General features: G+C 60.2%; 18 protein-coding genes. 7 read left to right on the forward strand and 11 right to left on the reverse strand.

Annotated elements, in window-relative coordinates; translation table 11 throughout:
* The first annotated feature begins 152 nt into the window (after window positions 1–152).
* Both ACTQW0_RS02120 and ACTQW0_RS02125 read left to right on the forward strand, forming a co-directional pair.
* Window positions 153–1,178 carry an aspartate-semialdehyde dehydrogenase gene (locus ACTQW0_RS02120; RefSeq protein ID WP_154514908.1) on the forward strand — a complete coding sequence of 342 codons (1,026 nt, stop codon included), beginning with the start codon at window positions 153–155 and terminating at the stop codon, window positions 1,176–1,178.
* A 697-nt stretch (window positions 1,179–1,875) separates the two neighbouring features.
* Entirely contained in the window at window positions 1,876–2,454 is a 579-nt protein-coding gene (locus tag ACTQW0_RS02125; protein WP_441566708.1) for a methylated-DNA--[protein]-cysteine S-methyltransferase, read from the forward strand.
* A gap of 206 nt (window positions 2,455–2,660) precedes the next feature.
* Here the strand turns inward: ACTQW0_RS02125 and ACTQW0_RS02130 are convergent, their stop codons facing one another.
* Window positions 2,661–3,896 (reverse strand): chloride channel protein, encoded by a 1,236-nt coding sequence (locus ACTQW0_RS02130; protein ID WP_441566710.1) that lies wholly within the window; start codon window positions 3,894–3,896, stop codon window positions 2,661–2,663.
* Between the two features lie 315 nt (window positions 3,897–4,211).
* Here ACTQW0_RS02130 and ACTQW0_RS02135 point away from each other — a divergent pair, with 315 nt between their 5' ends.
* On the forward strand, window positions 4,212–4,913 hold the full coding sequence (locus tag ACTQW0_RS02135) for an ABC transporter ATP-binding protein (protein ID WP_427718202.1): 702 nt from the start codon (window positions 4,212–4,214) through the stop codon (window positions 4,911–4,913).
* Between the two features lie 5 nt (window positions 4,914–4,918).
* Complete coding sequence (locus ACTQW0_RS02140; protein WP_441566712.1) at window positions 4,919–7,684, forward strand: FtsX-like permease family protein; 2,766 nt, start codon at window positions 4,919–4,921, stop codon at window positions 7,682–7,684.
* A 514-nt stretch (window positions 7,685–8,198) separates the two neighbouring features.
* Here the strand turns inward: ACTQW0_RS02140 and ACTQW0_RS02145 are convergent.
* Both ACTQW0_RS02145 and ACTQW0_RS02150 read right to left on the reverse strand, forming a co-directional pair.
* A complete protein-coding gene (locus tag ACTQW0_RS02145) occupies window positions 8,199–9,278 on the reverse strand; it encodes a 6-phosphofructokinase (RefSeq protein WP_154514896.1) in 1,080 nt (359 codons plus the stop codon).
* Between the two features lie 140 nt (window positions 9,279–9,418).
* Window positions 9,419–10,504 (reverse strand): carcinine hydrolase/isopenicillin-N N-acyltransferase family protein, encoded by a 1,086-nt coding sequence (locus tag ACTQW0_RS02150; RefSeq protein WP_441566714.1) that lies wholly within the window; start codon window positions 10,502–10,504, stop codon window positions 9,419–9,421.
* Between the two features lie 161 nt (window positions 10,505–10,665).
* Between ACTQW0_RS02150 and ACTQW0_RS02155 the strand changes: the two genes are divergently transcribed.
* A complete protein-coding gene (locus tag ACTQW0_RS02155) occupies window positions 10,666–12,051 on the forward strand; it encodes a M18 family aminopeptidase (protein WP_441566716.1) in 1,386 nt (461 codons plus the stop codon).
* Between the two features lie 93 nt (window positions 12,052–12,144).
* On the opposite strand, the gene ACTQW0_RS02160 is transcribed toward ACTQW0_RS02155, so the two are convergent.
* From ACTQW0_RS02160 to ACTQW0_RS02170, 3 genes are all read right to left on the reverse strand, one after another.
* Window positions 12,145–13,080, reverse strand: coding sequence for a D-2-hydroxyacid dehydrogenase (locus ACTQW0_RS02160; protein WP_441566718.1), 936 nt, complete (start codon window positions 13,078–13,080; stop codon window positions 12,145–12,147).
* A gap of 129 nt (window positions 13,081–13,209) precedes the next feature.
* Window positions 13,210–14,097: a type I methionyl aminopeptidase gene (map, locus tag ACTQW0_RS02165; RefSeq protein ID WP_441032916.1), complete on the reverse strand. Its 888-nt coding sequence runs from the start codon at window positions 14,095–14,097 to the stop codon at window positions 13,210–13,212.
* A 169-nt stretch (window positions 14,098–14,266) separates the two neighbouring features.
* The gene (locus tag ACTQW0_RS02170) at window positions 14,267–15,043 is read right to left on the reverse strand and encodes a radical SAM protein (protein WP_441032913.1); all 777 of its coding nucleotides are present in this window, start codon (window positions 15,041–15,043) and stop codon (window positions 14,267–14,269) included.
* Window positions 15,044–15,268: 225 nt separating this feature from the next.
* Between ACTQW0_RS02170 and ACTQW0_RS02175 the strand changes: the two genes are divergently transcribed.
* Complete coding sequence (locus tag ACTQW0_RS02175) at window positions 15,269–16,066, forward strand: alpha/beta fold hydrolase (protein WP_154514885.1); 798 nt, start codon at window positions 15,269–15,271, stop codon at window positions 16,064–16,066.
* Window positions 16,067–16,277: 211 nt separating this feature from the next.
* Complete coding sequence (locus tag ACTQW0_RS02180) at window positions 16,278–18,158, forward strand: diguanylate cyclase (RefSeq protein WP_441566720.1); 1,881 nt, start codon at window positions 16,278–16,280, stop codon at window positions 18,156–18,158.
* Window positions 18,159–18,228: 70 nt separating this feature from the next.
* Here ACTQW0_RS02180 and ACTQW0_RS02185 read toward each other — a convergent pair whose 3' ends face one another.
* From ACTQW0_RS02185 to ACTQW0_RS02205, 5 genes are all read right to left on the reverse strand, one after another.
* Window positions 18,229–19,038, reverse strand: coding sequence for a gamma-glutamyl-gamma-aminobutyrate hydrolase family protein (locus ACTQW0_RS02185; protein WP_441566722.1), 810 nt, complete (start codon window positions 19,036–19,038; stop codon window positions 18,229–18,231).
* Between the two features lie 87 nt (window positions 19,039–19,125).
* Complete coding sequence (locus tag ACTQW0_RS02190) at window positions 19,126–19,890, reverse strand: amino acid ABC transporter ATP-binding protein (protein WP_022094659.1); 765 nt, start codon at window positions 19,888–19,890, stop codon at window positions 19,126–19,128.
* A 36-nt stretch (window positions 19,891–19,926) separates the two neighbouring features.
* Entirely contained in the window at window positions 19,927–20,760 is an 834-nt protein-coding gene (locus tag ACTQW0_RS02195) for an amino acid ABC transporter permease (RefSeq protein WP_441566724.1), read from the reverse strand.
* Window positions 20,757–21,416 carry an amino acid ABC transporter permease gene (locus ACTQW0_RS02200; RefSeq protein ID WP_154514877.1) on the reverse strand — a complete coding sequence of 220 codons (660 nt, stop codon included), beginning with the start codon at window positions 21,414–21,416 and terminating at the stop codon, window positions 20,757–20,759. The genes ACTQW0_RS02195 and ACTQW0_RS02200 overlap by 4 nt, the downstream gene beginning before the upstream one ends.
* A gap of 138 nt (window positions 21,417–21,554) precedes the next feature.
* Entirely contained in the window at window positions 21,555–22,550 is a 996-nt protein-coding gene (locus tag ACTQW0_RS02205) for a glutamate ABC transporter substrate-binding protein (RefSeq protein ID WP_441566726.1), read from the reverse strand.
* Window positions 22,551–22,694: the final 144 nt, after the last annotated feature.

Consider the following 22,694-nt stretch of genomic DNA (forward strand, 5'->3'; position numbering starts at 1 on the left):
GCATGTTCCAAAAAATCTAGCGCGGGGCGTTTCGTTTCGGTTTCGTTTCGACGGGGTGGGTTTTGTGTCCGCCCCGTTCTTGTATACACTGGGCAAGAATATCCTGCCTGCTCGGCGTGCGGGCAAAAGCCACAACCTTCAAAGGGGGAAGCATGAAACAGTACACGGTTGCTATTTTGGGCGCGACGGGGGCCGTGGGCACCCAGATGCTCGAGTGCCTCAACGAGCAGGAGTTTCCGGTTGGCAAGCTCAAGCTGCTGGCGAGCGCGCGCTCTGCGGGCAAGACCGTCGAGTTCCGCGGCGAGCAGGTTGTTATTGAGGAGGCTTGCCCCGAGGCCTTTGAGGGCTGCGACATCGTACTCGGCGCTGCCGGCGACGATATCGCCAAGGAGCTGCTGCCCGAGGCTGTCAAGCGTGGCGCCGTCGTGGTCGACAACAGCCACGCCTTCCGCATGGATCCCGAGGTGCCGCTCGTCGTGCCCGAGATCAATGCCGACGACATCAAGTGGCATCACGGCCTTATCGCTAACCCTAACTGCGCAACTATCATCGGCCTGGTCCCCACCTGGCCGCTGCACAAGCTCGCCGGCGTGAAGCGCATGATCGTCTCGACGTACCAGGCGGCTTCGGGCGCTGGTGCTCCCGGTATGGCCGAGCTCGAGGCCCAGCTGGCCGCCCTGGGTCGTGGCGAGGAGATTCCCGAGCCGCGCGCATTTGCCGCCCAGTTGGCGAGCAACCTAATTCCGCAGATTGGCGGCGTCAAGGAGGAGGGCTTTACCTCCGAGGAGATGAAGTTGCAAAACGAGGGTCGCAAGATTATGCACCTGCCCGAGCTGCGCGTGAACTGCACCTGTGTGCGCGTGCCTGTGCTGCGCTCGCACTCCGAGAGCATTACGCTCGAGTTTGAGCGCGACATTACGGTCGAGGAGGCCCGTGCTGCGCTGGCTTCTGCCCCGGGTGTCAAGCTGGTCGACGACCTGGGTGCCGAGGATGCGCACGACCGATTCCCCATGCCGATGGACACCTCCGACCAGGACCTGATTTGGGTCGGTCGCGTGCGCCGCGACATCTCGAATCCCGAGGCCGCGCGTGGCATCACCTTCTGGTGCTGTGGCGACCAAATCCGCAAGGGCGCGGCAACCAACGCCGTCCAGATCGCCAAACTGCTCTGCGAGTAGCGGTGGAACTGTCCGGCGGGGGCCGGGCTTAGCTTTCAGAACGTCCTCGACCATGTGCGGCGCCTTGTCCTGCTCCTTCGGAGCCGCGGACAAGGCGCCGCACTGGTCTGCGGAGTGTTCTGAAAGCTAAGCCCGGCCCCCGCCTGCGGTGACTCGGCTGCGAGCGGTCTGCGATGGGGCCGTTGTTGGTTGGGGCCGCTGGGCTGATGTGAGGGCACGTGGCCGTTGCGGGCCCTGGTCCCGGCGGCGGCCTCGGCGCTTTGCGCCTGCCTCCTTTGGGGACTGCGGGTCCGTGACGGCAGCTGCGGCGCTTCGCGCCTGCTGCCTGAGGTGACTTTGGGGTTGGGGTGAATTGAAGTTGAATACTTTTCCCGAGAAGTGAACGACCTATTTTGGACCCCCGAAGCATTGGCATATTTTGACCGCTATTTCCTGCGGCTTTGCTGCGCGAATCCTGCGGTTTTGTAATCAAAAAGTGTGGATGCTCCGGGGCCTCGTTTTTACTCGTTCACTTCTCGGGAAAAGTATTAGAGCTCAGCTGGTAGGGGTACCGCTTTGGCGTCGAAGCCCCGCGTCTTCTCCGCTTGATTGGGGAAAGTGGCCTCGCTTAAGCAATTGCGTTCCTGCCCAGACGTATCTGCGGAGTTGTCTACACAATTCGCGGTATTATAGTGCGGAGTTTTGAAAGGAGCCGCTGGTGGTCACGACGACGTTTGCTTCGCCTTTGGGCGAAATCCTGCTTGCCGCTGATGGCCGCGGCCTGACGGGGCTTTGGTTTGAGGGGCAGGAGCACTTTGGCTCCACGCTTCTCCGGGAAGACTCCGAACATGTTGAAGGGGCCGATGCGGTTTCCGGTGCTGGTGGCATGTCGTCGGCGAGTCCGGCTCATGGTGCGGCTTCTTCGGTGCTTGAGCGTTCGTGGGCTTGGCTGAATGCTTATTTTGCAGGGCAGGAGCCTCTGTATACGCCGCCGTTGCATATGATCGGTACGGCGTTTCAGCGTGAAGTCTGGTTTGAGCTGCTTTCTATTCCGCGTGGCGAGGTCGCCACGTATGGCGAGATTGCGGCTCGTGTCGCCGCCCGCCATCGGGTGCCGGGGAACGAGGACCCCGTTATGTCTCCTCGTGCGGTGGGGGCTGCGGTCGCTCGCAACCCTATTTCGATTATCGTGCCGTGCCATCGCGTGGTTGCCGCCGACGGCGCGCTTAACGGATATGCCGGCGGGCTCGATCGCAAGGAGTGGCTGCTTCGGCTTGAGGGCGCGTACGAGGACTAGCGCTCGAACACTTTGCATAGCCAAGATGCCGTGAAAGAACGGGACACGCTTTCCGAATGGAGACTCAGACGGAAACCACGTCCCGGAATTCCGTTTTAAAGCGGGATGCGCTTTCCGAATGGCGTCCCAAGCGGAAACCGTGTCCCGGAATACAGCCTCAGAGTGGGACGCCGTTTCCGGTTGAGACCACCTGCTTGGACATCTTTCTACGCTCGCTCTTGCAGGGCGTAGATCGACTTATCCATGTTGAACAGGTAAGCCACGACGCAGACAATAAAGAACATCGGCAGATTACCAAAGCCGAAGACTTCGCAGCCAATAAGGATGGGTGCGAGCAGCGTATTGGTGGCGCTGCCAAAGACGGCTGCGTAGCCCAGCGCGGCGCAGATTTCGGCGGGCATGCCGAGAATCCCGGCGAGTACGACACCCAGGCTGGCTCCGATGGAAAACAGCGGCGTCACCTCACCGCCCTGATATCCTGCGGCAAGTGTGGCGATGGTGAGTACGAATTTGAGCGCCCAGTCCCAAGGCATGATGGCGACCTTACCGTTACCGTTGAGCGCCGCCGATATCAGGTTGGTGCCAAGGCCGCAGTATCGACCCTGCCACAGTGCGAACAGAATCGCCGATAGCGCGATGCCGATAGCGACGATGCGCGCATAGGGGTTGGGGAGCAGCCGCGCCGCAAGGGTCTTGGCATGGGCAAGGCACCAGGCAAAGGCACCGCCTACCATGCCAAACGCGATGCCTAGTACCGCAAGCCGTCCAAGACCGGGGAGATCAAGCGCGCATGAGGCGACAACGGCGACCTCGAACTTCTCGAGTCCCAGGGCACCGGAGGTCATACTTGCGGCGAGCGAGGCTGTAAGCGCGGGAAACAGCGCGCGGTATTCCATGCGTCCTGCGACCAGTACTTCGATAGCAAAGACCGTGGCAGCAAGGGGCGTTCGAAAGAGCCCGGCAAAGCCGGCGGCCATGCCGATAAGCAAAAACGTGTTGCCGGGGTCTCGGAAAGGTAGACGTCGGCCGATCCAATGTGAGACGGTTGCACCGATCTGCACGGCCACGCCCTCGCGTCCCGCACTGCCGCCAAAGAGGTGCGTCCCCCACGTGCTCAGCATAATGAGCGGCACCAAGCGCGGCGAGATGGCGTCCTCACGCCCGTGGCCTACGTCGAATACCAGGCTCATGCCGCGGTCGGTGCCCTTGCCCCAAGCGCGGTAGGCAAACACGATGGCAAGGCCCATAAGGGCGAGGAAGGGGAGGAGCAGGGTGATGTGTTCGTCGCGGAAGGCGCCGATCGCCAAAAGCACGCGTCCAAAGAGCGCGCAGATGGCGCCAACGATGATACCGACGGGGATTCCGACGGCACCCATAAGCACAAGACCGCTATAGGTGTTGAGCAGACGTTTGATTCTGCTCGATGCGCCGCTTTCCGACACTTCTCCTCCAAAACAAAAAAGACTCCTGCCGCGGCGTGATGCCTAGGGGCATCACGTAACAGCAGAAGTCATCAGCAACAAGGCGGTTTAGGGTAACGCGGCAGCTTGGCTGGCGCACCCAACGGAGACATTCATTCCGTAGCGGCATCATAGCGGTGGATACGGTTTGGGTCAAATGGTTGCCGTGGACAGTCCTGGTGCCTGCCCGCACCCCTCGTTTCCCCATATAAAACCTGCCAAAATAAACCTGTCCCTTTTTGGTCGGTGCGAAATGGGTAATACTAAAGAGTTATCCGACCAGATGGGAATTAATCGATGGCTTATATCGAATTCAAGGACGTCGTCAAAGCATACGGCGAGGGTGACGCCCGCATTCACGCGCTCGATGGCGCGAGCTTTACGGTCGAGCGTGGCGAGCTCGCCATCATTTTGGGTGCTTCGGGTGCCGGCAAGACCACGGCGCTCAACATTCTGGGCGGCATGGATACGGCGACTTCCGGCACCGTAACGGTGGATGGGCGCGACGTGAGTTCCGCCAATGAGGCGCAGCTCGTGGAATACCGCCGCGCCGACGTCGGCTTTGTCTTCCAGTTCTATAACCTGGTTCCCAACCTGACGGCGCTCGAAAACGTCGAGCTCGCGGCGCAAATCTGCCCCGATTCGTTCGATGCCGAACAGACACTTCGCCAGGTTGGCCTGGGCGAGCGCCTCGCCAACTTCCCCGCGCAGCTTTCGGGCGGCGAGCAGCAGCGCGTGTCCATCGCCCGCGCACTGGCCAAGAACCCCAAGCTGCTCCTGTGCGATGAGCCCACGGGCGCGCTCGACTATAAAACCGGCAAGCAGATCCTGCAGCTGCTGCAGGATACCTGCCGCAAGCAGGGCATTACGGTTATCATCATCACGCACAACTCCGCGCTCGCGCCCATGGCCGATCGCCTGATCTGCTTTAAGAGCGGTCGTGTGGAGAGCGAGACGGTCCAGCAAAATCCCGTGCCTATCGAGACGATCGAGTGGTAGCGCCCATGGACCAAGATCGCCGAAACAGCCAAAACCACGATACGGAGCACGTGGGTCACGATCGGGAGTTCGCGACCTACCGTACCGCTCAAAGCTCAAATGATATGGTGCCGACGGTTTTTCGCCGTGGCATCTCCCGCACAATCCGAGGCAGTCTTAAGCGCTTCCTATCTATCGTGGTCATTACCGCGCTCGGCGTGAGCGTGATGTGCGGTCTTAAGGCGGGCTGCGAGGATCTGCGCGATTCGGTCGACGTCTATTTTGACCAGCAGAATGTCTATGACATTAACGTGCAGTCGACCTATGGCCTTACGCGCGACGATCTTGCGGCCATTCAAGAGGTCGACGGCGTCGAGACGGCCGAGGGCATCTACACCGAGACCGCCTACACCGCCGTGGGTACCACGCGCGAGCGTGTAGTCGTGCAGAGCCTTTCCAGGAAGAATATCGATCAACCGGTGCTGGTGAGCGGCGATTTGCCCGAGAGCGCCGGCGAGGTCGCGGTGACTTCGAAGTTCCTGAGGGCTTCGGGCAAAAAGCTCGGCGACACGGTGAGTTTTGCCGCCAATGACGCGAGCTCGTCGAACCAAAGCGCCAAGGACCAGTTTGCCGCGGGTGATTACACCATTACGGCCGAGGTCCTCGATCCTATTGATGTGAGCTCCGACTCGACAGTCAACGCCTTTCGCGCTGCTTCGGCTGCGGACTATAAGTTCTATGTGAGCGAGGATGCCGCGACATCTTCTTCCTACTCCGCGGTCCACGTGATCGTCGAGGGAGCCAAGAGCCTCAACTCCTATTCAGATGCCTACACGACAAAGATCAACGAGGTCAAGGGTAATATCGAGAAGATTCGCGACGAGCGTGAGAAGGTGCGCGTCCAAGAGCTGACGGTCGACGCGCCGGCAAGCTTGGATGCCTCCGAGCGCCAGGCGAATATGCTCTTTGGGATTGAGCAGGACAACATCAACCGCATGCCCCAGGGCAGTGAGGAGCGCGCTCGGGCTCAGGCCGATTTGGACCAGCGCCGCGCCGCCACCGACCAGCAGTTTGCCGATGCACGCGCCGAGCTTTCCGATCTGGGCGAATGCACTTGGTACATCCAGGATCGCGGTAACATCGCAAGCTACTCAAGCGTCGAGAGCGACAGCTCTTCGATTGAGGCCATCGCCACGGTTTTCCCATTTATTTTCTTCGTCGTAGCCGTGCTCATCAGCCTTACCACCGCTACTCGTATGGTCGAGGAGGAGCGCACGCTCATTGGCTTATACAAGGCGCTCGGCTATTCACGCGGGCGAATCCTGTCCAAATACGTGGACTACTCGCTGTGGGCATGTCTGTTCGGCGGCGTACTCGGCAACATCATCGGATTTGTGGGGTTGCCGCTGTTTCTGTTTACGGTGTTCGATGACATGTACTCACTGCCCCAGATGCTGCTTTCGTACGACATCGTGTCCTCGATCGTCTCGGTGGCGCTGTTTGCCGTGGGCGTGGTGGGTGCCACGATTATCGCCTGCCGCCACGAGATGGCCGAGACCCCAGCCTCGCTTATGCGTCCCAAGGCCCCGCGAGCCGGCTCGCGCATCTTGCTTGAGCGCATCGGCTTTATTTGGCGCCGCATGGGCTTTTTGAACAAGGTGACAGCGCGTAACCTGTTCCGCTACAAAAAACGTGCCTTTATGACCATCTTCGGTATCGCCGGCTGCACGGCGCTCGTGATCTGCGGTATGGGCATCCGCGATACGTCGGTGGCGCTTTCGCCCAAACAGTACGGGCACATCACGCGCTATGACTTGCTGGCGGTCGCCAATCCCGATGACTATGCTCAGACGTGTGCGGCGCTGGAAGAGCGTAGCGCGGCCAGCGACTCCGGCGTACGCGTGACCTCGACCCTGCCGATTATGACCGACAACGTCACCTTTACGTTTGGCGGTAAGAGCGAGACCGTACAGCTCATTGTGATTCCCGACGACCGCACGAATGACCTGGACGATTACGTGCGCCTGGAGGATGAGTCCAAAGAACCGCTCGCCCTGCGTGACGGGGACGTGTATTTAAGCAAGAGTTCACAGCTGGTGCTGGGGATTCAGCCGGGCGATACGGCGCAGGTCCAGGATTCGTCGCTCAATGTTACCAAGGTCAAGGTTAGCGATATCTCGCTCAATTATTTGGGCAACACGCTTTATATGACGCAGGGCACCTATGAGCGCGCGTTCGGCCGAAGCGCGCGTCTTAACGGCATCTTTGTGCTGCTTAAGGGCTCGTCGGCCGACCAGATTGCGTTTAGCAAGAAGCTTAAGAGTGACGGTTGGCTTACGATTTCGAGTACGGCCGAGCATTGGGAGAACTATGAGGCGAACTTTACGATTATCAATTCGGTCGTAGTGCTTGTGACCTTTATGGCGGCGTGCCTGTCGTTTGTGGTGGTGTTTACGCTGTCTAATACGAATATTTCGGAGCGCGAACGCGAGCTGGCGACCATCAAGGTGTTGGGCTTCCGCCGTGGCGAGGTGCACCACTACGTCAATAAGGAGACGTTGATCCTTACGGCGATTGGCACCGCACTGGGCGTGCCGCTGGGTGGCCTGCTTGCCGAGAGCTTTACGTACGTTCTTCAGATGCCGTCGCTGTACTTTGATGTTGAGGTCGAGCCGCTGAGTTTCGTGCTCGCTGTGGTGCTTTCGTTTGGCTTTACGTTTATCGTCAACATCGCCACCAACCGAACCCTCAACAAGATCGACATGGTCGGTGCCCTCAAGAGCGCCGAGTAACCTGTTCTTGGATTCAGGTTGTAGCGAGCTGTGACGTGCCACAGTCGCTTTATTGCATAAACCGTCCCGCAGAATGCATATTTTGGCGGGGCGGTTGCTTTTTACCCGCAGGTACCCCCAGGGGCGGCGTGCAAATTCCGGAGAATTCAGCATTCCGGAGTCCACGAGTATGGGAGCGGGCGCACAAAACTGCGCTGAAAGCCCTGATTCTGAGCTCCCAACGCCTCAAGAGCCGCTCGTTTTTACAAGATGCGGCCCATGGCGCCTGCCTTTCGCCCAAAATTCAGTATGCAGGCACCCTCGGCTGCTGAAAACTCCCAAAAAATGCACGGCGCCTCCTGCCCTAGGCACCCGCAGCAAGAAGTCGAATAGCCTCGGCGAGCATGTAAACGCAGGGCCCTCCGACCCCGACCGACGATTTCGATTGGCGACCTTTGACGGAGTCAAGGGAGGAGCCAAATCGAAATACGTCGGGCGGGGTCGGAGGGCCCGATGGGATGGATTTCGGCCGAGGCTATTCGTCGCCGAAGCTGATGCCCAGCGCCTTGGCCTCGCGTACCAGGTCGCTCTGGGGATCGACAAACTTGAGCTTGCCGGCGACCTCCTCGAGCGGCATGTGGCACATCTTGCCGTCACGCAGGGCAATCATGTAGCCAAACTCGCCGCGTAGGCAGCCCAGTGCCGCCTCAACGCCGCACTGGGTCGCAAAGATGCGGTCCTGGGCGTCGGGCTGACCGCCGCGCTGCGTGTGGCCGGGGATGGCGACGCGGGTCTCGCGACCGGTCTTGGCCTCGATTTCCTTGGCAATGTCGTAGACAATCGACGGACTCGTGCGCTCGGCGAGCTTCTTCTTGTACTCCTTCTTAGGCAGCGCCGCGTCCTCCTTGGAGATAGCGCCCTCGGCGACGGCCACGATCGTAAAGCGGCTGCCGGTCTCCATGCGATGCTCGATGGTCTTGATGACGTTACCCATGTCGTAGGGAATCTCGGGAATCAGGATGACGTCCGCGCCGCCCGCGACGCCGGCGTACAGCGGGATCCAGCCAACCTTGTGGCCCATGATCTCGATAACGAACACGCGGCCGTGACTCGAGGCGGTGGTGTGGATGTCGTCGATGCACTTGGTGGCGACGTCGATGGCGCTCGTAAAGCCAAACGTCATTTCGGTGCCCCAGGTGTCGTTATCGATGGTCTTGGGCAGAGCGATAACGTTGAGGCCCTCTTCGCGCAGGCGGTTGGCAGTCTTGGTGGAGCCGTTGCCGCCCAGCATAAACAGGCAGTCGAGTTGCAGCTTGTGATAGGTGTGGACCATCGCGGGCACCTTCTCGACGCCGTCGGCCTCGGGAATGTCCAGGCGCTTGAACGGCGTGCGGCTCGTGCCCAAAATGGTGCCGCCGCGGGTAAGGATGCCGCTAAAATCGGCGGGCGTCATGACGCGGAACCTGCTGTAGATAAGGCCCTGGTAGCCGTCCTCAAAACCATAGATCTCGATAGGTTCTTCGCTATTGGTCATAAGCGTTTTGACGATGCCGCGCATGGTGGCGTTGAGCGCCTGACAGTCGCCGCCGCTGGTAAGAAGACCGATCCTAAGCATGATGAATCCTTCCGGGCAAGTTATAACATGCGCATAAGTTTACCCCCGCACACTGTTGATACGGGGGTAAAACGTGTTAGCTCAAACGTATAGAAATGTAAACAACGTCAGGCGAGCGTAAGGTCGACGGGCCTGGCTCCTTACAGTGCGAAGGCGTCGACGTCGCCCCAGTGGCGGCGCAGCGTAATAGCGGCGGCGGGTTCGGTATTGTCAAAGACGACCGACCATTGCGTATTGCTGGTGATGTCTCCCTGTTTGGGCTCTTGCGCTGCGGCGCGCAGGGCTTCCCAGGCAATCGTTTCGTCCTGGGCACCGACATGGGCGTCAAGGACATCGGCGATTGCGATGGCGCGCTCTTTACCATGGCCCAGTTCGCCGTTCTTTTGGTTGGGCAGCACTTCGTCGCCATAGCAGGGGTAGAAGTTCGTAACCTGGCGTACAGGAGTCGCTTTGAAAGCGCGGTCCGGATCGTGCGGATCCCACTCTACTACGCGCGCGTCACCGGTGGCGTCGTTGATAAAGAAGTGATAATCGCGTCCTGCCATGGCGTGCATGTCGTAGGCGGAAAGCAGGTCGACAGCTTCTTGCGTGGTGGCGGCACGGTCGAGCACCAGACGGATGGCGAGCGAGGTATTGATGACAGGGCGTTGCGTGTCCTGGTCACAGGGCTTGGAATCCAGGGTGAGTACGGCAACGGACACGCCGCATTCGTTAACACCGTCGAGCTGGGCAAACGGACCCATGAGTGCGGCGGCGCGTCCGGCGACGGAGTCAAGCGGAGTGTTATCGCCCAGGTTGTTAAGGGCGGCAAACCCGATGGAGGCATAGCCGCCGCGTGGGTGATTGCGCACCAGCAGCGCCGAGGTGTCGTCCTTAAAGTCGTAATTGCGACCGGTGCGCACGCGGCCTTCGGCATCTACGGCGACAAAAGCGCTGCAGGCAAACTGGGGAGCCTGGACATGTGCCGGCACACCGGGCAGCACCTGCGCCACCACGGCATCGATGTAGGCCTGGTCGTCGCGCACGCCAGCGGCGATGATGCGATCAAGATCGTAGTCGTAGGCGATGTCGATTGCGTACAGGTCATAGCCATCCGCGTAGCCGGTCAAGCGTTTGAGCGACGCGGCGGACTTGATTTGCTTGCGGTAAACGATACCGGTGGCAGCGGCAAGGCCGACGGCGACTCCCGCGACACCGCAGGCGATGGCAATGTTACGTGGCTTCATGACGGCTCCTCTCGTCCTGTTGGCGTAATTATCGCAAAAGGAGCGCGGGCATGATGGCTCAACCTGATGAGCGGCACGGGATTAAACATGGAATGAAGAGTGCGGCGCTGGCGTGGCGGGGTATGCTGGAGGGGACCATCAACCCAGCGAAAGGGGAGAGCATGACGGATCAGGAAACGCCCGAGCGCGCGCATGTGACGGCCGACGATATCGAGGCCGCCAACGACCTTATCGACTTTATCGAGGCGTGCCCCAGCATGTTCCATACGGCGGTGACCATTATGGCCGAGCTCGACGAGGCGGGCTTTACCTACCTGCCCGAGAATGCGGCGTGGGACATCGAGCCGGGCGGGCGTTATTACACGCAGCGCAACACCTCGAGCGTTATCGCCTTTAAGGTGGGCGAGGACCTGGCCGCGACGTGGGGCGAGGACGGCGTTGCCGGCGACTATCATTTTCAGCTCACGGCGTCGCACAGCGATTCTCCGACGTTTAAGGTCAAGGCCGTGCCCGAGCTCGACGGCGCGGGCGAGACGCTGCGCCTGAACACCGAGGCCTACGGCGGCATGATCGACTACACCTGGTTCGATCGCCCGTTGGCGCTGGCTGGACGCGTGCTGGTGCGCGAGGGCGACCGTATTGAGAGCCGCCTGCTTGCCACCGAGCGCGAGGTCGCTATCATTCCGAGCCTTGCTATCCATATGAACCGTGGCGTCAATGAGGGCTTTGCACCCAACCGCGCTGTCGACCTGTGCCCGCTCATCAGCGCCGGCGAGCTTAAGCAGGGCGACTTTGATGCTCTGATCGCCGACGAACTGGACGTCGAGCCCGAGCAGATTTTGGGCCGCGATCTGTTTCTGGTCAATCGTCAGGACGCGCGCATTTGGGGCTGGGCCGACGAGTTTATCTCGACGCCCAAGCTCGACGACCTAGCCTGCGCCTACACCTCGCTGCAGGCATTTTTGGGCGCCGAGAATGCGCATGACATCTCGGTCTTTTGCTGCTTCGACAACGAGGAGGTTGGCTCCGAGACCAAGCAGGGCGCCATGTCGACGTTCTTGGCCGATGCGTTGCGTCGCATTAACGGGTCGCTGGGCTTTGATGACGAGTCGTACCACCGTGCGCTTGCCGCCTCGATGCTCGTGAGCTGCGACAACGCGCACGCCGTGCATCCCAACCACGCCGAGAAGTGCGATGCCCACAACCAGGTCGTGCTCAACGGCGGTATCGTCATCAAGGAAGCCGCCAACCAGCACTACTGCACCGATGCCTTTAGCCGCGCAGTGTTCCAGGCCATCTGCGATGACGCAGACGTGCCCACGCAAGCCTTTGCCAACAAGAGCGATATGGCGGGTGGCTCCACGCTCGGCAATCTGTCCAATATGCAGGCGAGCATGCACGCCGTGGACGTGGGCCTGCCGCAGCTGGCTATGCACTCGAGCTACGAGACCGGTGGCGTGCGCGACGTGATGTACGCGATTCGTGCCCTCACGGCTTTCTACGAGCGCGACCTAAACATCAACGGTGCCGAAAGTGTAGAGCTCTAAAACCTGCCAAAAAAAGACGGGTTTATTTTGGCAGGTTTTATCTGGGCGGCGCGCAGCGTCGACTGGTCCGCCGTTCGTTAGCACGGCGGAACCCTAATGCTCAATCCAGCAGCGAAGCGTCTCGCCGGCTTGCAGGTGACGCAGGTTCTCCGCGGCGATGTCGACCACGTTATTGAGCGTGGCGGCCAGGTGGAACCAACCCGAGACGTGCGGCGTGATGAGCATGTTGGGTGCATCCCACAGCGGGCTTGTGGCGGGCAGCGGCTCGGGATCGGTGACGTCGACCGCGGCGCCGGCGAGATGTCCCGATTCCAGAGCGGCAACCAGGTCGTCGGCGACCACAAGATCGCCGCGGCCGCCGTTGGCAAAGAACGCGCCCGGTTTCATCGCGGCGAAGAACTCGGCGTTCGCCAGGCCGCGGGTCTCGGGCGTGCTGGGCATAAAGGATGCGACGATGTCGGCCTCTGCCAGGCGCTCAGACAGGGCATCCATGCCGTCCATGTCCTCAAACACAATGGGGTAGACGAGCGGATGGCGCTTGATGCCGCGGACGTGCGCACCCATGCTGCGGCAGAGCGTGGCAAAGTGGCCACCGATATCGCCTGCGCCCAGCACCAGCACGTTGGCGTTTTTGAGCGAGATGACCGGCCCCAAATCCTCCCAGCGATGCTCGCGCTGCAAGTCGTGATAGCCGGGCAGGCGCTTCATCATGGAAAGGACCATGGCAAACATGTGCTCGCTCACGGCCTGACCGTAGGCGCCGATCGAGCAAGACAGCTTGGCTTCAGCCGGCACGGTGCCGGCGGCAAGGTAGTCGTCATAGCCGGCGGTCTGCAATTGCAACAGCTGGAGATGGTCGCATGCCGTGAGCATGTCAGGGTCGATGTTGCCCAGGATTACGTCGGCATCGGCGACCTGTTCGCGCGTGATGTCGCCGGCGCTCGTGTAGATAAAATCCTCGCCCGGAGCGCTCGACTCAAGAATTGCACGATGGCGGTCGTTGACGGGCAGCAAAACCAGGATGTTCACAAGCGTTCCTCTCCGCTCAACCTGCCAAAAAGGGACAGGTTTATTTTGGCAGGTTTTATCAGGCAAAACGTTCAAATAAAACGCCGGATGTAAGACGAGCGTGCCCGTCAGCATCTGGCGCATCTACGGCTACCAGCTCAGCAGCTCGTAGCCGTCCTCGGTCACCACGAGCTGTACCTCGCACTGGGCCGAGTCGCTGCCGTCCTTGGTGCGCACGCACCACCCATCGCCCTTGCTAATCTTAATGTCGGGTGCTCCGGCGTTGACCATGGGCTCGATAGTAAAGACCATGCCCGGAACCATGATAGTGTCCACGTCGGGCGCCTCGGTGGTAAAGCCCACAAACGGGTCCTCGTGGAACTCCTTGCCAATGCCGTGGCCACCATACTCGCGCACCACGCTAAAGCCGGCGTCCTCGACCGTCTTTTGTACGGCCTCGGCCATCACGGAGAGCGGCAGCCATGGCTTGACGGCTGCCAGACCCGCCTCCACGCTGGCGCGGGTGACGTCGACCAAGCGCTGGCGCTCGGCCGAGACCTTGCCGATGCAGAACATGCGGCTCGAGTCGCTAAAATAGCTGTCTAAGATCGTTGAGCAGTCCACGTTGATGATGTCGCCCTCGTGCAGTACGTCCGTATCGCAAGGAATGCCGTGGCAGACTACGTCATTGATCGAGGTGCACACGCTCTTGGGGTAGCCCTCGTAGTTGAGGTCGGCCGGCGTTCCACCATGCTCGACGGTGTAGTCGTAGATCATCTGGTCGATCTGGTTGGTGGTCATGCCCGCGGTGATATGCTCACCCACATAATCGAGCACGCCCACGTTGATGGCGGCCGAGCGCTTGATGCCCTCGATATCGGCAGGCGTCTTATAGAGCGTGCGGGGCAGGACGTTCCAGCCCTCTTCCCACAGGCGCTCGAGGCGCTCATCAAAGGAGCTGTGACATTTCTTGTATTTTTTGCCGCTGCCGCACCAGCAAGCGTCGTTGCGGCCAGGCACGGGTCCTTTGTCATACATGGCTAACTTCCTTTCATCCGAGGCTAGTATAGTCCACCCGCAGAGCAGCTAATTTGGGACGGGGCTTTTTTGACTGCTTTTGTCCGCGCGGCCTTGCGCCGCCCATATCGCTCCCAAAAGCAGTCAAAAAAGCCCCGTCCCAAATTAGCTGCTCTTGGGCAGACGGGTGCTAGTAACTCACCTGGCAGGGGATGCCGAGGGCGCGCACGCGTGCGGCAATCGCGTCGAGCGTCTCGGGAGCCGCTTTAGCAAGGCCGGCGACTGGTGTCTCGCGCGCCACCGTGTAGATGGTCGCCTCCTGCGGACGAATGCGCTCGAGCGCCGCAAGCCAAGGGCCGACGTATTCGTCGCCCGTGTTGTCAATAGACTTGCCTTGGTACTCGCCGGTGAGGAATATCGTCTGAATGATAACGTGGCCATCAAAGCTCGCGAACGTCTCGATCTGGTGCTCGACGTCGTAGGGACCAACGGGCTGTTCGAGCAGCTGGATAAATGCCGGATCGACCGTATCGAGCTTGAGGATGTTGTCGTCGACCATCATGAGCGCATCATGCACCTGGGGACGGTCGGCGCGCGTGCCGTTGGAAAGCACGGCAATCTTGGTGTTCGGGGCCAACTGGTCGCGAAGCGCGACAGCGCCGGCGATAGCCTGCGGGAACTCCGGTGCGGCGGTGGGCTCGCCGTTGCCGGCAAACGTGATTACATCGGGCAGCTCACCCTCGACTGTCATCTCGCGTAGTTTGGCTTCGAGTGCGTCGAGCACCACGGCAGCCGTGTTGTGTGACTCGTGGCAGGGGCGTTCGGCGTTGAGTCCGTTTTCGCAGTAAATGCAGTCAAAGGTGCAAATCTTGCCGCTGGCAGGCATCATGTTGACGCCGAGCGAGAGTCCAAGGCGTCGGCTGCGGACGGGCCCAAAGATGGGGCTGGCATTCAAATACGTAGACATAGGCATATGCTCCTCTAGACAATTGTGCCTAAGCATAGCATCGGCTCCAAAACAAGGTGCGGGCTCCTGCTTTACAAGTTTCGTTTTTTCACGTCGCTCATGATGCTGTGCCATGAAAAGCCTCGGCTCGGGTACAGTTAATCTGTTAACAAGGCATAAGGCAATGCGGGTCCATCCAACCGTACTGACGCGCAACTGGATGGGCATTGATGATGGGGGCACAACATGGATTTTACGGTCGAGAATGCGGGCACCACGATTGCCTGTCGCGAATATGCCGGCCCGGATGTGTCGCCTGATACTCCTGCCTTGGTGTGCGTGCACGGTGCTTGTGTCGACGGCACATTTTTCGACGGCATCGCTTGTGAGCTCAGCCGCAACTACCGCGTAATTGCCTACGACCGCCGTGGCTGTGGTGGCAGCAGCGAAGCGGCAGACGGCAGCTATGATCTTTCCACTCAGGCCGCCGACCTGCAGGCCGTGATCGAACACGTTGGCGCTTCGACAAATGTGCTTGCGCATAGCGCCGGTACGTTGGTGGCGCTGGAGCTTCTTCGCACCGAACCCCATCTCGTCGCCCGTGCGATTCTGCATGAGCCGGCTGTGTCGGCCGAAGGCGTCGGCATGGGCGCAGCTCCGGTTTTGCTCGATATGATTGCGGCTGGAAAGGTTTCAAGGGCACTCCGGCTTTTCTTGGGAGCCCTCGGCGACTTGGACCCCGAGGCTCCTGGGACGACCGAAGCGGAAGCCAAACATGCCCTGCGCAATGGTCGTTGCTTCATGGCCAATGAATACGGAACAAATATGACTTACGTTCCCAATTGGGATAGTGTCCGCGCATCGAAGTCCGTTGCTGCTGTGCTTCTCGGCGAGCTTTCGGTCGGTACGCCCCGCGAGGCTGGTACGCGAGCGGCTGCCGAATATCTCGATTGCCCCCTCGTGACGATCCCGGGCGCGCATAACGGTCTGCGCGATCGTCCCGTTACGGCGGCAAACGCCGTTCGCGATGTCTTGGAGCGTTAGCGCGCTCGATGACCTGCGGGGAGGGGGACTGTTGGCGTTTCGTCATTGTTAACGAATGCGCCCATAGCCGTGCGCCCGCGGCTCCATTACCGCTGTTTGCCAGGTCATAAAAATGCAACGATAATCGCGCATTTGCCTGCAGCTGTTAGATGATACCCTTGTATCATTTGATATGCGCCGTTGCCGTGCGTGACGATAGAAAGGGCCCCATATGCTCAATAATCACGAGGCAAATCTAACCGACGAGGAGGCTGCCGCTGAGGTCGCCCGCGTCGCGAAGACCTACCCCGTGGTGCGTTTGCTGTCGGCCGATCAGATTAAGAGCGAGCCTAACTGCTTGCTCGCCGGCGATCGCTGCCCTTGTCTGCGTCAGTCGAGTCTTGAGGCCTTGGAAGACTCCGATGAGGTATCGGAGCAACTGCTCAATGATGGTGTTGAGTACCGCGCCCGTCTGCGCCCTCTAAAGGTCGAGGGCGAGCCTCACGTCTTGCTGATGGTGCGTCCGATTGATGAGCAAGAGGCCACAGAAGAGGACCTTGTCTACACCGACGTGCTGACGGGCGTGCGCAATCGCCGATATTACGAGGAAAAGCTCCGTAGCGCCCGCATGAATGCCGGCGTTGCGATGATCGACCTTGATGATTTTAGGGTCTTCAACGATACGTGTGGCCGTCATGCCGGCGACCTTGCGCTCGGTGCTGTGGCGACAGCAATGCGCAGCGGAATCCGTTCGACTGACGAGCTTGTGCACTATGGCTGCGACAAGTTTGTGGTTGTCATGCCCAATATTCCCTCCGATGACTTCACCCGTCGCCTGCATCAGGTATCCGATGCCGTTCATGCCACGATTATTCCGGGCCATGAGCACGCGAGCTTGACGGCATGTGTTGGTGGCGTTCTCATTCATGGCGAGACGGTCGATGAGGGCGTTGGCCGCGCCGTCCAGTTATTGAGCCGCGCTAAGGCAAAAGCCGGTACGGTCGTGACCGATGCCGATTCCATCGAGACCTTCCAAAGCGAAAAGCCTTTGGTGCTTATTGTCGATGACTCCGAGATGAACCGAGCCATTCTCAACGAGATGCTTAAGGATGAGTATTGCATCCTCGAGGCTGATAACGGTCGTGCGGCGCTCGACATGGTCGACCGCTATGGCGATGAGTTGTCGCTTGTGCTGCTGGATATTGTCATGCCGGGCGTAAGCGGCTTTGAGGTGCTGGCCGATCTGTCGCGCCGATCGGTTAGTGACAATCTACCTGTCATCATGATTTCGAGCGAAGATTCCGATGATATGGTTCTGCGCGCGTACGAGCTGGGCGCCTCGGACTATATCAGTCGCCCGTTCGATGACCGCATTGTGCGTCGTCGCGTCAACAATATTATTCGACTGTATGCCAAACAGCGTCGTCTGACGAGTCTGCTGTCGCAGCAGTACAATGCGCGCGTCAATAACAGCCGTATACTCGTCGACATCATGGCGAGCGTCATGGAAGTCCGTAATGGCGAAAGCGGCAGGCATGTCACGCATATCGAGAAGTTGACTGAGCTGCTGCTTGGCGACTTGGCGCGACGGAGCGACAAGTACTCTCTTGGCAACGAGGAGCGTTCTTCGATTGCGTTGGCGTCGGCGCTGCACGATATCGGCAAGATGTCGATCGACGATGCGATTCTCAACAAGCCCGGACGTCTGACGCCCGAAGAGTTTGAAATAATGAAGACGCATACTACCATTGGCGCCGACATGCTGCACAATCTGGGCAGAAACCATGAAGGAAGTGCCCTTTTGGACTATGCGTACCAAATCGCCCGCTGGCATCATGAACGTTGGGATGGTACGGGCTATCCTGACGGTCTTAAGGGCGACGATATCCCCATTGCCGCTCAGGTGGTCTCGGTGGCCGATGTGTACGATGCGTTGACGAGCGTGCGTGTGTACAAGGACGCCATTTCGCAAGAAGAGGCGATTCGGATGATTCTGGACGGTGAGTGCGGCGCTTTCAATCCGCTGCTTATCGAGTGTCTGCTCGAAGTGCGCGATCGCATTGCCGAGACGCTGGAGCGTCCTGCGGACGTTGTCGCGTTCCCTTCGGTTTAGCTAGGCAAAGGGAAGCCCCGTCGGACCATGTGGCCGGCGGGGCGTCCTTATCTGTTGTGCGGTTCGCGAACTAGCGGGCCTGCTTTACCTTGGCCGCCGCCTCGACAAACGACTTCCACAGGTTAAAGTCGGTCTCGAGCGTCTGCCAGGTGTACTCGGGATGCCATTGCACGCCCAGGCAGAAAGGCTGGCCTTCGACTTCGATGCACTCGGGAACGCCGTCGGTTGCCTTGGCGACCAAGCGCGTGCTCTTACCCAGACGCTCGACGCAGCAGTGGTGTGCGGAGTTGGTCTGGATAAGCCTGTGCCCGCCAACCGCGCGCTCCAGAAGCGAGCCCGGCACGACCTCGACGGGATGCACGGGGTCGTTGAGCACGTGGGTATGGCGCCACTGCGTGCGCCCCTCGCGAGCGCCCAGGCTCGGTACGTCCATGCACAGGGTGCCGCCGGTGGCGACATTGAGCAGCTGCGTGCCGCGGCAGGTGGTAAAGAGCGGCTTTTTGGCGCGGAGTACCTCGTCGACCAGCTTAAACTCAAAGCTATCGCGGATCTCGCAGCAGAGGGTGGGGTCGTAGGGTCGATCATCGCCCCAACGTTTGGGATTGACATCGGGGCCGCCGGGAATGGCGATGCCGTCGGCGATATCGACGTAATGACGGATGACATCAATGTCCTCGGTGATGGACATCTGCAGCGGCAGGCCGCCGGCGGCAAGGATGGCATCGACAAAGACACTGGCGATTTCCTCGTTGGGGGAGAGCGTCTCGCTCAAAAACGGCTTTGCCTCTTCCCAACGCGGCGCGACGAGGATGAGCGGACGGTCGGAGGGGGCAACGTCGACGTGCGGGGTATAGGACGAGGAAGTACGTGTTCCGATCATGGGTGCTGCTTTCGAATCTGAAGGTGACAGGGCGCATGAGAGACGTGGGATAACACTTTCAATGGATTTGTCCCACGGGGTTGCTGGTTAGTGGCCCTTGATGGAGTTGAGGAAGTCCTGGGCGCGCTTGGTCTGGGGGTGGTCGAAGAACTCGTCGGGCGTGCCGGTTTCCACGATTTGGCCGTCGGCCATAAACACGACGCGGTCGGCCACGCGGCGGGCAAAGTTCATCTCGTGCGTAATGACGATCATCGTCATGCCCTGCTGGGCCAGACGGACCATGACCTCGAGCACCTCGTTGATCATCTCGGGGTCAAGGGCGCTCGTGGGCTCATCAAAAAGCATGGCCTTGGGTTGCATGGCAAGCGAGCGGGCGATGGCTACGCGCTGCTGCTGGCCGCCCGAGAGCTGTGCGGGCACCTTATCAGCCTGTTCGGCAACGCCCACGCGGCCCAGCAGGTCCATGGCGCGCTCGCGGGCCTCGTCCTTGGAGACGCCCAGCACGTCGACCGGTCCCAGCATGACGTTCTGCAGCACGGTCATATGTGCGAACAGGTTGAACTGCTGAAATACCATGCCCAGCTCGGCACGCATACGGGCAAGGTCCTTGCCTTCCTGCGGCAGGGGCTCGCCCTCGATGAGGATCTCGCCCGAGTCGATGGTTTCCAAGCGGTTGATGGTTCGGCACATGGTCGACTTGCCCGAGCCCGAGGGGCCGATCACGACGACGACCTCGCCGCGGTCGACCGAGAGATTGATGTCGTTGAGGACGTGCAGATCGCCATAGTGCTTATCGACGTGCCTGAGCTCGATCAGCGGCTGATTGCCGGTGGAAGAGGTGCTCTGTGCCATGGTGCTCGGCTCCTTATGACTGGAAATGGTAAAGCGTTAGCGGATGATGGTCGCGCCGGTCTTGTGCGAAACGTAGACAGCGGCCTTGTTGATCGCGACGTTGATGAGGATGTAGATGACCGCGATTACCAGGTAGACCGACACGAGGGCGTCGTAGTTGGTAATGAGCACGCGGGCATTTTGCATGAGGTCGGGGTAGCTCACCACGTAGGCGACGGTGGTGTCTTTGACTACGACCACAAGCTGCGAAATCAACGACGGAATGATAAACCGAATCGCCTGCGGCAGCACGATTTTAAAGGTGATTTTAGCTTTGGAGAGACCGAGCGCTTGGGCTGCCTCGACCTGCCCGCGCGGCACGGCGTTGACGCCCGCGCGAAAAATCTCGGCCAGCACGCCGGCTGCAGCGAGCGCGACGGGGAGCGTGAGCATCCAAAACGACGGCAGCGCAATTTTGTACTGAGGCAGCACCAAAAAGAAGAAGTAGATGAACAGCAGGCTCGGTACGCCGCGGAAGAAATCGGTGAGCACGCGGCAGACCAGCTGCAGCGGCTTAATGTCGCTGGTGCGGCCGAGCATAAGGGCTAGGCCCAACACCAGCGCGATGGCGCCAGCGGTGAGTGCGACTTTAACGGTGCCCTCAAAGCCGGCAAGCAGGAACTTCCAGGTGGTGAGGTGCGTAAAGAAATACCAATAGTGGACCGAAAGCTGACCGGTCACATAAAAGCGCTGCAACACGAGGACGGCGAGCGCGGTGACGGCAACAAGCGAGATAGCGGTGCCGATGCGAATCTTGGCGCGCATCTTGGGGCCGGGGGCCTCGTAGAGCGCATCGCGCATGGTGAGCGCGGAGGTGGAATGCTTGCTCATCGGAGGATCCTCACCTTCTTATCGATGTAGTTGCCAATGTGGCTCACCACAAAGGCCGTGCCCAGGTAGCCGAGCGCCGAGATAAAGAACGCGGCGACGCCGCCGAGCGAGCGCGTGTTGATGTAGCTCACCACGCCGGTGAGCTCCTGCGGTTGAAGCGGTACCTGGCTGCCGAGTGCGGTGGTGAGCATGACGGCGATAAAGAGGTTGGTCATGGGCAGCACGCTCGAGCGCAGCGCCTGCGGAATCACGATCTTGGCGAGGATACGGCTGAAGCTCATGCCGAGCGAGCGCGCGGCTTCCACCTGGCCGACGCCGACGGTGTTGATGCCGCTCATAAAGTTCTCGGAGCCAAAGGCCGAGCCCAAAAGGACCGTGGCGACGATAACGCAGGTGCGGTAGGGCAGGACGACCTTGAGCGGCGGCAGCGCATAGACGACGATGATAAGCAGCGCGATGCCGGGGATGTTACGGAAGACCTGAACATACAGGTCGCCAAAAATGCGCAGCGGCTTGAGCGGCGACACGCGCATCACGGTGACAGCGACGGCCAGCACCATGGCGATGGCAAACGACTCAAGCGTCATGCCCCAGGTTGCTAGCAGCGCGTCGATATAGTTCTGGCCATAGAGCGACCAGAGCTCGGAGAGACTCATGCGGACCTCCCGCCGATAAGGAAAGGGGCTCCCGTGTGTACGGAAGCCCCGACAACTCAGTGTGGAAACAGTTTAGCGCAATAAAGCGCATCGTGCGTTTCCGTATGGTTTCGTAGCGGCCGTTACTGGGCTCGCTGTCTAGGCGCCGATCTCGGGCAGCTCGGGAACGTTGGTGTCGCCCGTGCGATCGCCGATGCAGATCTGCCACAGCTCGGTCCAGGTGCCATCGTCCTCGATTTTCTTAAGGAAGTCGTTGACAAAGGCGACGCCGTCGGAATCGAGCGGCAGGCCGATGCCGTAGGGCTCTTTGCTGCCGAAGGGCTTGCCGGCGATCTTGTACTTACCGGGCTCGCGGACCAGGGCGCTCTGCTGCATGTTGTTGTCGATGACGTAGGCGTCAACGCGGCCCTGCTGAAGTGCCTGGCGGGCCTCCTCGTCGGTCTTGAACTCCTGCTGGCTGGCCTTGGGGGCGAACTCCTCCAGGATGGCGGGGCCGTTGGAGCCGGACTGGACGGCGACGTTCTTGTCGGCCAGGTCGTCGACGCTCTTGATGTCGTCGTTGTCGGCGAGCACCAGGATAGCCTGCTGGGTGTAGTAGTAGGGACCGGCAAAGGAGACAAGCTTCTTGCGCTCATCGGTAATAGTGTAGGTGGCAAAGACGGCGTCGACCTGGCCGTTCTGCAGGACGGACTCACGCGTGTCCGAGGTCACCTGGGTGATCTCGACCTTGTTCTCGCCCAGAATGTAGTTGGACAGGAGCTGCGCGATGCCGGCGTCGAAGCCACGGGTCTTGCCGTCTTTCTCGTTGAGGAGGGAGAAGAGCGTGGAGGTCTGAACGCCACCGATCTTAAAGACGCCGGCGTCCTTGACGGCCGTGGCCCAGGTGCTGGCGGCGATGGCGTCATCATCGGCCTTGGGGCCGTTGTCGACGAGCTTGTCGAATGCCTTGGCATCGAGCGTGGTGGAAGCCTCGGTGTCCTCGGGGCTCTTGGAGGAGCCGGCGGCGGAACCCTTGTCGGTCTCGGCGCTGGTGTCGGAGCAGCCGGCAAGACCAAGGCCGGCGACGGTTGCAAAGGTGGCGGCGATGAAGCCGCGACGGTCGAAAACGACCTGCTGGGAGAGGCTCTTGCTCATGGTAGAACACCTTTCTCAATAAAATCCCTAGCGGTTGAATAGAGTTATACCCTATCGCGCTCAAATGGGTCAACACGAAATAACTCAGAAACATACTTACCTTATGGGTAATTCTACCTACCAAAAAGGGACAGGTTTATTTTG

Source organism: Collinsella sp. LCP19S3_B7, from assembly GCF_052121795.1.
Classification (GTDB): domain Bacteria; phylum Actinomycetota; class Coriobacteriia; order Coriobacteriales; family Coriobacteriaceae; genus Collinsella.